Source organism: Enterobacter cloacae complex sp. 6730903, assembly GCF_048283985.1.
Classification (GTDB): Bacteria; Pseudomonadota; Gammaproteobacteria; order Enterobacterales; family Enterobacteriaceae; genus Enterobacter; species Enterobacter hormaechei_C.
Map to the genome: position 1 here is coordinate 1 of NZ_JBLVXX010000075.1, position 9,646 is coordinate 9,646.

The window sequence follows — 9,646 nt, forward strand, 5'->3', positions numbered from 1 at the left end:
CTATTTAGAAACAATAGAATATGTACCATAAGGTCCAAATTATCTCCTGGACCTTATCAGCTTGGGAAATGCTTATCAATTCAATTGGCATTCATGCCACTAATCACGTCCGCAACTTAACATAATTATCAAAAAATTCAGAAAACGAAGGACTTATAATGTTCGTCGTATTCTTGGAAAACAGATCATAATTAACAACCCTTCCAAAATCCTCACCACCAGAATCTATACACCAGCAAACCTCATCATCTTTTAGATATATAACAGCATAATTTTCAGGGAGTGAAAATTCATTGCGGCAATATATTGTATCGTAAAAAACAGCACCTCCTGACTCTTCAAGAGCATTATTATCCACTATTCCTGAAATCTCCTCTCCAATCACCCCTCCGCCCCCAACCAAAAGTAAGAACTCTCGAAAATCATGAGGGAGTTTAATGCCAAGGTTATTTTCAAGTAAGTCAATCTGTTCTATATCAACTTGACCTAACCAAAAAACTTCGTCTGTCGCATTATTGTTCAAATATTCAATTGCAGTTTTGATAGTCATCATTTTTACATCCTATTAAAAATCTAATGCTCTCAACTTCCAATACGCACTTCTGAATCTGTTGTACTGTCTATCAAGTTCAGGAGTATTTCTAAAACTACCACCGTTCGCGATTAATCCATGCAATTGCTTATGATACAGCTTATACATAGATGATAGAATTTCCATCATTGGTCCAGGTTCTTGTCCAAGAACGTGATGAAGATTGGCAAGGCCTTTCATGGAACAATGTTTCTTGATTGGGAGTTCTGGCATTGTTCATACGCAAGCCTTGTTGGAGCCTGCTGCGCTACCCTATAATTATCCATTTATACTAAATTTTAATCTTTCCATTCTATGTATATACCGCAATCAAAGGATCTTTCATTTGATTGCACTGTTAGCTCACCCCATTCAAAGTTCCATGTGACTCCATAAGGGGGGGCACTTATCTTTACCATTTTTTCTTTGGAAAGTTTATTTTGAATCCAGTCTGTCAATCTTCTTTCTTCATCTTTAAGGTTTTTTAACGATGCTCTAAGTTCCCAATCTTTAAGTGTTTGATAGAAATCCCCATCTTTACTTGTGAGAAAAAGAGATGAATTAAATGAAAAAATAGCTGGTCTAAACTCCACAATAAAGTTCTGCCCTTCCCATTCAATATCATCTTTCGCAAAATAAAATTTACCTATCCTAGTGAATTCAGAATGGGCTTTGTAAAATTCAGAAGAAGTAAAATTTTCAAAAGAACCAAGTTCAATAGAGTAGCCATCAATTTCAATGTTTCCATCTTTAAAATTTAATGTCATTTTTTTCATATATCTATCACCTTACCAGGAATTAATTTACTACGTGCTTCTTCAGGTATATAGATTTGCATCCCCCCACCTTTTCCGTATTGCGGATTCGCATTAGCACGACAACTAGCAACAAATATATCCTCAGAAACATAACATGCCCTAACCTTTGTTCGCAATGGGATATCTGGATTAAGTTTCACCTGTAACGCTTCATGATATCCTAATGAATCACCTTTATATTGCCTAACTGTAGGATGAGTTACGGTATATGCAGGTAACTGATCACCATTTGGATGTAATGCATAAAGGATTGTTCCTTTTTTAAGCGTTCTATTCGAGTAACTATCGATTCCTTTATAGTCTTTATTATGAGGACCTTGCCATTGAGTCGCTTCTTTAGAAGGATCCTTACATTTACGGCTCAACCTCCAAGGATTCCCCCACCCCAGCGCATTCGGCGCATACTGGTAAAGGTTTATCCCCCCCGCCAGCCCTATCGGGTCCTGCTGCGTAAACCGTCCGCAGTCCGGGTCGTAATACCGGCACAGATTGTAGTGCAGCCCTGTCTCACGGTCCAGGTATTGCCCCTGCATGCGCAGGTTCTGAGAATATCCTGATACCTTCGTCTCGCTTTCCCGTAGCAGCTTGCCCCAGGCGCTGTTCACCCCTTCCCAGCGCACCTGCCCTTCGCTATCCGTCATCCGCTCCGGCGTGCCGTTGGGCTGACAGTGGAACCAGAAGATCTCCGGGGCATCAACGCCGTCAATACGCGCCAGCGGATCGTAGCTGTCCTGATCGCTGTAGACGTAGGTCAGCGGCACATCCCCGTGCACTTCCTGCAACAGCCGGAACCCTTCCCAGACAAACCGGGTGGTGACTGGCTTACCGGTTGGCTGCCCAAACAGCATCTGGCGTCGCGTTTTGCTGATGCGTCGCCCGAGCGGGTCATAGCGGAAGCTGACCTGCGTCTGCGGCCTGTTGCGGTCCCGCGGCTGACTGATGACCTCCGTCAGGCGATGCTCGCCGTCGTAGCGGTAGTGCCAGCGAATGACGTTCAGCTGCGTCAGACGGTTGTGCGTGACCTTCTCAGCAGAGTCTTCAAGCGGTAAAGGTTCTGTAGAGGTAGCGGTTTACGCCGCGGTTGAATCCGATATCGCTGAAATCATCGACGGCGACCATAAAGAGTTCATGGCCGAGCGGGGGCTGAACCGCGTGATCCGCGCGGGCTATGAGCTGCTCAGCCTGCAAACCTACTTCACCGCGGGCGTGAAAGAAGTGAACGCGTGAATCATCCCTGTCGGTGCGACTGCGCCTCACGCGGCCGGTAAGATCCACACCGACTTTAAGAAGGGCTTCATTCGTGCGCATTCTATCGCGTTTTAAGACTTTATCACCTGCAAGGGTGAGCAAGGCGCGAAAGAAGCAGGCAAGATGCGTACGGAAGGGAAAGATTACTTCGTTAAAGAGGTTCATGTGGTGAACTTCTTGTTTAACGTATGATTTTTTTTCATTCGATTTAGTTATTATTAACTTTAAAAAAAACCCTCTTTTAGAGGATTGTATTTTTTCCCTCCCCAAGGGTCGTCTAATAAAAACTTAGCAGGGATTGCTTCTTTTTCAGGCACAAGAGTAAAATTATAATAAATCTCGTCCCCTTCACAAACCTCATAAAAGAGCGAATAAATCTTGCCGGTTACGTTAATGCTTACATCAAATTTCTCTGTCGCAGATGCGATCTGGATCTTATTTTTATCCGTAATAAAAAATGGAACAACAATGCAGCGTTGTGCATTTCGATCTAATTTAAAAGCATTATCTATTTTGATATTGACGTTTGCTCCAAATGCGTCCTCTGGTAATGGATCGAATATAACATAATCCTTGTGTAAAACAGCGCCTTGAGAAACATTACCTTTTCCCCACTGACTCAGCTTTTCGTCATAGTCTCTGGATCGTAACAATATTTGACTATGTGAAATTAGCAGATCTACTGTTTGCATGATCTTATCACTCATTATATTCCCTAGACTTTTATTCTTGTTCCATATGATTGTTATGGAAAAACATTACCAATACTCGAACCTGCACCAAAATTACTGCTTTTAGATATCAGTTATAAGTTGTGCCGTGCCGTTGGATTGGCAATGGACCCAGAAGATATATGAAGCATCAACACTATCTACACGCGCCAGCAAATCGTAGTTGTCCTGACCACTTTCGTCGACGTAGGTGAACAGCACATCCCCGTGCGCTTCCCCCAGTAGGCAGTCATTTCCAGACACACCGGGTGGTGATGGCTTGCCGGTTGGCTGTCCGCCCAGCTTCTGGCGTCGCGTTTTACTGATGCGGCGACCGAGCGGATCGTAGCGGAAGCTGACCTGCGTCTGCGGTTTGTTGCGGTTCCTCGGGTTTGGCCGTTATCCTTCTCTACAGTGCAAGCATGGGTATTATAACGCCAGCGAATATCATTCAGCTGCGCCAGGCGGTTGTGCGTAATGTTCTCAACAGAACCTTCGAGCGGGTTAGCGGCTGCATCCCAGATCCCCTGCTCCTCTCCGGCCAGCGTGCCGTCCTGAACCAGGAGACGCCCGGCACTGTCTGTCGTACTGCCAGCGGTACCATTTGAACGGGTTATCGTCCCGCTCTTCGCGCACCAAGTTATTGCGGTAGTAGTAATCCCTGCGGCGCTGCGACGGGCGCTGGGTATTTTACTTACGACAGTGGATGTCATGACTCCAGAGAATGCTTACCCAGGGTTTTATGTAAAGTAAATAATCCGAGGGATCAACCCTAACCCACACTTCAGCGTTTTATTTTTTGTGGGTTCCAATCAGAGTAATCAGCAACACGGATTTCATTAAGAACAAGATCTAGTGGAACATGTGCAATGCTATCTGCAATTTCATCATATGGCGCTGGCAACTCGAATGAAAAACCAAAGTCGTCATTTATAATAAAACAGCCATTAAATATACGCTGTTTGTAAGTCAACCCTATTATTTCCCCCATCGTTTGGCCTGTTTGTAATATTTTATTATACCTCCCCTTATAGTTTACGTTACAACCAATAGAAATGATCGTTCCATCTTCAAGGGTAGCGATTGTCATTGTGTCATCTACAATATAAGCAAGCCTTTTTTTATCATCAGGCAAGAAATAATCAAAGTAAGTTACCTTATAGCCAGCATATAACTCGCTTATGTACTTACTGATATTATCCCCCAAAAAAACGTTACCTAGTGCTCTTCCTGATAAAATATCAGCATTAAAATCAATCATTTTACCCCCCCCATTAAGTAAAACTCCGTCAACATAAACAGGTGAATCGGTTATTAAATCATAATTTTTAAACTCTCCATGACCAATTCTCCCATATACTACATCAGCACCATCAACTTCGCGATAAAATTTCCAGTAATCATTACCATGAATATTAGGTTGAGTTGGAGTCCCTCCGGGATGATAATCTAATTTGTACGTAGTACCTGATTTTGTTGTTTTGACATATTGAATATGTTGGATAGCTCCTGGTTTATTGGCTTGTGGATATGTTCTCGTCCAACCTTTGGATGTCAAAATATTATGAACATCAGCGTTTTTTTTCCCTGTTAATCTATCCACCCATCCTTGTGTTATACGATCTTTTTGAGAAAAACCACATTTTAACCCCCACGGATCCACCCACCCCAGCGCGTTCGGCGCATACTGGTAAAGGTTTATCCCCCCCGCCAGGCCTATCGGGTCCTGCTGCGTAAACCTTCCGCAGTCCGGGTCATAATACCGGAACAGATTTTAGTGCAGCCCTGCATCACGATCCAGGTATTGCCCCTGCATACGCAGGTTCTGGGAATATCCTGATACCTGCGTCTCGCTTTCCCGCAGCAGTTTGCCCCAGGCGCTGTTCACCCCTTCCCAGCGCACCTGCCCTTCGCTATCCGTCATCCGCTCCGGCGTGCCGTTGGGCTGACAGTGGAACCAGAAGATCTCCGGGGCATCAACGCCGTCAATACGCGCCAGCGGATCGTAGCTGTCCTGATCGCTGTAGACGTAGGTCAGCGGCACATCCCCGTGCACTTCCTGCAACAGCCGGAACCCTTCCCAGACAAACCGGGTGGTGACTGGCTTACCGGTTGGCTGCCCAAACAGCATCTGGCGTCGCGTTTTGCTGATGCGTCGCCCGAGCGGGTCATAGCGGAAGCTGACCTGCGTCTGCGGCCTGTTGCGGTCCCGCGGCTGGCTGATGACCTCCGTCAGGCGATGTTCGCCGTCATACCGGTAATGCCAGCGGTACCAGCTGAACGGGTTATCGTCCCGCTCTTCACGCACCGGGTTATTGCGGTAGTCGTAATCCCAGCGGCGCGGCGACGGACGCTGGGCATTGCTGGTAAAGACGTCCCGGCGATGCAGGCGGCCAAGACGTTCGTATTCGCTGCGGTTGGTCAGCAGCCCCTGGGTGCGGCTGGTCTCACGGAGGAGCTCGTCGCGGGTATTCTGACAGCTTATTGAGGGTAAGATTCAGCAAGGAGCGTAAGAGGCAGCCCGAATGTGAGCTGAAGGTAAAAATTACATCGTTAAAGATGGCGATGTGATGAACTTCTTGTTTAACGTTTGATTTGTTTTGAATGAAAAAAATCCACGCTTTGGCGTGGATTTTTTATTCCGAGATTAATTCCCCGATCAGTATTAAATTTAAAAAACCCCTTCTTTAAGAGGATGGTCTTTTATTCCTCCCCAAGGGTCATCTAGCAAAAACCTAGCATCAATAGCTTCTTTTGTCGGTACAAGAGTGAAATTATAGTAAATTTCTTCTCCTTCACAAATCTCATAAAAGAGTGAATAAACTTTATCGTTCACATCAATATTTAAATCGAATTTCTCAGTTGCAGAAGCGATTTGCAGCTTATGTTTATCCGTAATGAAAAATGGTACAACAATACAGCGCTGAGCATTTTCATCTAATATGAAATCATTCTCTATTTTGATATTGACGTCTGCTCCAAACGCGTCCTCTGGCAATGGATCGAATATAACATAATCTTTGTGACGTACAGCACTTTGCGAAACATTTCCTCTCCCCCACTGACTCAGTTTCTCATCATAGTCTCTGGATCGTAACAAAATTTGACTATGCGAAATCAGCAGATCAACTATTTGTATTTTTTTATCATTCATTACATTACCTCGACTTTTATTATCGTTCTAACTGAAAGTTCTGATAAAAGTTTACCAATACTTGAACCTGTACCACAGTTACTGCCCTTCGATATCCGTCATCGGTGCAGTCGAGTTGGCATTGGAACCAGAAAATGTACGGGGCATCGATACTCGCCAGCGAATCGTAGCTGTCTTGATCGTTGTAGAAATAGGTAAACAGAGCATGCCTATGCACTTCCTTCAGCAGACGGTTATGGATTATCTTCTCAGGAGATCCTCCGTTCGAATTCCCAGCAGCATCCCAACACCACTGCTCCGGTCCCTCAGCGTGCTATCCTGAACGAGTAGTTGCCGGCGCTATTGTCCTAGTTGAAAGGGTTTCCGCCCGCTTTTCCCGCACCAGGTTATCGCGGTAGCCGTAATCCGAGCGGAGAGATCAGCGGCGCAGCACTGGGTGCGAAAGGTAAAGATTACATCATTAAAAATTACGATGTGATGAACTTATTTTTTATGTTCGATTTGTTTGAAAGAAAAATCCACGATTTAACGTGGATTATCCCAATATACCGAACTAAGTTGTTTAATAAATAAAAATCATTATAGCATAAATATGCTATCACTTTCTTTATCCATGTCTAGGCTTCCTAACGCTCCAAGAACTAAAGAGTAAATCTCATCAGTACCTTTGCGCAAATTCAAAAAGTACCCAAGATCACCATCTTGACCAATCAATAAAACGTCAGGCTCAACCTCTTGAATTGTATATGTATTATTTCTTTCAAGTAAATCAAAACAATTGAAAACATATAGCTGGTCACCATTTGCTCGTTGAATTTCATAAGAGTCAGTGTCCTTGACGTTTTCAATCATAAAGCGCTTATATTCAGAAGGTAAAGACATGCGCATGATTTTTTCAATTTCATCTAGCTGATCAATTAAATCCTGTTTTTCCATATTGGCTTACCTGTAAATGAATAAGTTATATATCAAAATAAATGTTACTACTATTAGACTCTCTCAATTGGTCAAAATATTTATACGAGTCACTAATCGATTTCCTTGCCTGCTGCTTTGGAACACCTGCATCAATCATTTCTTTGTAACTGATATGAAACTCTTGTTTCAATGTTGTATCCCAACCTCCCGGTAAAGCTCTACGAGTTCTTTGAGCAGAACTTATATTAGCGTGTGGACTGCCTGATGCGGATTTAAGTAACGTAGCAGGTGCAGTATATCTCTGGTAACCGTTAATTCTTTTCTTAGCCCAAGCATCTTGTATTGGATGGTGACTTTGTACAAACCCATCATTTTTACTATTTGTGTGGCCCGACGCCCTGTTTACACCAGGAGAAAGATTACCATGTGGATCAACATCACCCGTTTTATATCCGTTCGGTGCTTTACATCTCGACAACCCCCACGGATCCACCCACCCCAGCGCGTTCGGCGCATACTGGTAAAGGTTTATCCCCCCCCCGCCAGCCCTATCGGGTCCTGCTGCGTAAACCGTCCGCAGTCCGGGTCGTAATACCGGCACAGATTGTAGTGCAGCCCTGTCTCACGGTTCAGGTATTGCCCCTGCATACGCAGGTTCTGAGAATATCCTGATACCTGCGTCTCGCTTTCCCGCAGCAGTTTGCCCCAGGCGCTGTTCGCCCCTTCCCAGCGTACCTGCCCTTCGCTATCCGTCATCCGCTCCGGCGTACCGTTGGGCTGACAGTGGAACCAGAACATTTCCGGGGCATCAACGCCGTCAATACGCGCCAGCGGGTGGTAGCTGTCCTGATCGCTGTAGACGTAGGTCAGCTGCACATCCCCGTGCACTTCCTGCAACAGCCGGAACCCTTCCCAGACAAACCGGGTGGTGACCGGCTTGCCGATTGGCTGTCCGCCCAGCACCTGGCGTCGCGTTTTGCTGATGCGGCGACCGAGCGGATCGTAGCGGAAGCTGACCTGCGTCTGCGGCTTGTTGCGGTCCCGCGGCTGGCTGATCACCTCCGTCAGGCGGTGCTCACCGTCGTAGCGGTAGTGCCAGCGGGTCTGGCCGTTATCCTTCTCCACGGTGCGGCCGTGGATGTCATAGCGCCAGCGAATGCCGTTCAGCTGCGACAGGCGGTTGTGCGGGATCTTCTCAGTAAAATCTTCGAGCGGTGAAGATTCTGTAGTGGTGGCGGTTTGCGCCACGGTTGAATCCGATATCGCTGAAGTGAACGACGCCGATCGTGTAGATTTCATGGCCGAGCCGGGTCTGAACCGCGTGATCCGCGCGGGCTATGAGATGCTCAGCCTGCAAACCTACTTCACCGCGGGCGGAAAGAAGTGCGCGCGTGAAACATCCCTGTCGATGCGACTGTGCCTCAGGCGGCTGGTAAGATCCACATCGACTTCGAGAAGGCTTCATCCGTGCACAGACTATCGCGTTTGAAGACTTCATCACCTACAAGGGTGAGCAAGGTGCGAAAGAAGCAGGCAAGATGCGTGCGGAAGGGAAAGATTACATCGTTAAAGATGGCGACGTGATGAACTTCTTGTTTAACGTTTGATTTGTTTTGAATGAGAAAAATCCGCGCTTGGGCGTGGATTTTTTTATTTCGATTTAGTAATTATTAACTTTAAAACACACCCTCTTTTAGAGGATTGTCTTTTTTCCCTCCCCAAGGGTCGTCTAATAAAAACTTAGCAGTGATAGCTTCTTTTTCAGGCACAAGAGTAAAATTATAATAAATCTCGTCCCCTTCACAAATCTCAAAGAAGAGCGAAAAAGTCTTACCGGTTACATTAATGTTCACATCAAATTTCTCTGTCGCAGATGCGATCTGAAGCTTATTTTCATCCGTAATAAAAAATGGGACGACAATGCAGCGTTGTGCATTTACATCTAAATTAAAAGCATTCGCTAGTTTGATATTAACGTTTGCTCCGAACGCGTCCTCTGGTAATGAATCAAAAATCACATAGTCTTTATGAATTACAGCGCCTTGATCAATATTACCTTGATCCCACTGACTCATTTTTTCATCATAGTCTCGGGATCGTAGCAATATTTGACTATGTGAAATCAGTAGATCAACACATTGTCTATGTCTATTCCTCATTATATAAAATCTGTCTCTTATACACATCTCCGAGCCCACGAGACATACGCCATTATCTCGTTTGCCGT

The 9,646-nt window shown here is 45.3% G+C and carries 10 protein-coding genes and 5 pseudogenes; 2 read left to right on the plus strand and 13 right to left on the minus strand.

Translation table 11 applies throughout. From position 1 onward, the window contains the following. Positions 1 to 103: 103 nt before the first annotated feature. The 4 genes and pseudogenes from ACNQ0W_RS23870 to ACNQ0W_RS23885 all read right to left on the minus strand — a co-directional run. Positions 104 to 553 carry an SMI1/KNR4 family protein gene (locus tag ACNQ0W_RS23870; RefSeq protein WP_062933877.1) on the minus strand — a complete coding sequence of 150 codons (450 nt, stop codon included), beginning with the start codon at positions 551 to 553 and terminating at the stop codon, positions 104 to 106. A gap of 12 nt (positions 554 to 565) precedes the next feature. Further along, a complete protein-coding gene (locus tag ACNQ0W_RS23875) occupies positions 566 to 805 on the minus strand; it encodes an HNH/ENDO VII family nuclease (RefSeq protein WP_080454698.1) in 240 nt (79 codons plus the stop codon). Between the two features lie 65 nt (positions 806 to 870). Continuing rightward, positions 871 to 1,347: a hypothetical protein gene (locus tag ACNQ0W_RS23880; RefSeq protein WP_062933876.1), complete on the minus strand. Its 477-nt coding sequence runs from the start codon at positions 1,345 to 1,347 to the stop codon at positions 871 to 873. Next, positions 1,344 to 2,435, minus strand: a pseudogene (locus ACNQ0W_RS23885) (RHS repeat domain-containing protein); the annotation flags it as partial. The gene ACNQ0W_RS23880 and the pseudogene ACNQ0W_RS23885, both read right to left, overlap by 4 nt. Between ACNQ0W_RS23885 and ACNQ0W_RS23890 the strand changes: the two are divergent. After that, a pseudogene (locus tag ACNQ0W_RS23890) lies at positions 2,422 to 2,829 on the plus strand (DUF933 domain-containing protein); the annotation flags it as partial. The pseudogenes ACNQ0W_RS23885 and ACNQ0W_RS23890 sit on opposite strands and share 14 nt — an antisense overlap. Positions 2,830 to 2,861: 32 nt before the next feature. On the opposite strand, the gene comJ (ACNQ0W_RS23895) reads toward ACNQ0W_RS23890, so the two are convergent. From comJ (ACNQ0W_RS23895) to ACNQ0W_RS23930, 8 genes and pseudogenes are all read right to left on the minus strand, one after another. Continuing rightward, entirely contained in the window at positions 2,862 to 3,344 is a 483-nt protein-coding gene (gene comJ, locus ACNQ0W_RS23895) for a competence protein ComJ (protein WP_062933885.1), read from the minus strand. Positions 3,345 to 3,508: 164 nt separating this feature from the next. After that, positions 3,509 to 4,060 carry a hypothetical protein gene (locus tag ACNQ0W_RS23900; RefSeq protein ID WP_371306723.1) on the minus strand — a complete coding sequence of 184 codons (552 nt, stop codon included), beginning with the start codon at positions 4,058 to 4,060 and terminating at the stop codon, positions 3,509 to 3,511. 71 nt (positions 4,061 to 4,131) lie between these two features. Continuing rightward, positions 4,132 to 5,010 carry a hypothetical protein gene (locus ACNQ0W_RS23905; RefSeq protein ID WP_235155541.1) on the minus strand — a complete coding sequence of 293 codons (879 nt, stop codon included), beginning with the start codon at positions 5,008 to 5,010 and terminating at the stop codon, positions 4,132 to 4,134. Next, positions 4,990 to 5,817: pseudogene (locus ACNQ0W_RS23910) on the minus strand (RHS repeat domain-containing protein); the annotation flags it as partial. The pseudogene ACNQ0W_RS23910 and the gene ACNQ0W_RS23905, both read right to left, overlap by 21 nt. Positions 5,818 to 6,018: 201 nt before the next feature. Then, positions 6,019 to 6,501: a competence protein ComJ gene (comJ, locus tag ACNQ0W_RS23915; RefSeq protein WP_116330095.1), complete on the minus strand. Its 483-nt coding sequence runs from the start codon at positions 6,499 to 6,501 to the stop codon at positions 6,019 to 6,021. A 579-nt stretch (positions 6,502 to 7,080) separates the two neighbouring features. Further along, positions 7,081 to 7,437 (minus strand): SMI1/KNR4 family protein, encoded by a 357-nt coding sequence (locus ACNQ0W_RS23920; RefSeq protein WP_062933882.1) that lies wholly within the window; start codon positions 7,435 to 7,437, stop codon positions 7,081 to 7,083. Positions 7,438 to 7,462: 25 nt separating this feature from the next. Continuing rightward, the gene (locus tag ACNQ0W_RS23925) at positions 7,463 to 7,912 is read right to left on the minus strand and encodes a Rhs family protein (RefSeq protein ID WP_303745643.1); all 450 of its coding nucleotides are present in this window, start codon (positions 7,910 to 7,912) and stop codon (positions 7,463 to 7,465) included. Then, positions 7,889 to 8,616 (minus strand): annotated as a pseudogene (locus tag ACNQ0W_RS23930) (RHS repeat domain-containing protein); the annotation flags it as partial. The gene ACNQ0W_RS23925 and the pseudogene ACNQ0W_RS23930, both read right to left, overlap by 24 nt. A gap of 19 nt (positions 8,617 to 8,635) precedes the next feature. Between ACNQ0W_RS23930 and ACNQ0W_RS23935 the strand changes: the two are divergent. Continuing rightward, positions 8,636 to 9,026: pseudogene (locus tag ACNQ0W_RS23935) on the plus strand (DUF933 domain-containing protein); the annotation flags it as partial. 69 nt (positions 9,027 to 9,095) lie between these two features. On the opposite strand, the gene comJ (ACNQ0W_RS23940) reads toward ACNQ0W_RS23935, so the two are convergent. After that, on the minus strand, positions 9,096 to 9,605 hold the full coding sequence (comJ, locus tag ACNQ0W_RS23940; RefSeq protein WP_417933265.1) for a competence protein ComJ: 510 nt from the start codon (positions 9,603 to 9,605) through the stop codon (positions 9,096 to 9,098). Positions 9,606 to 9,646: the final 41 nt, after the last annotated feature.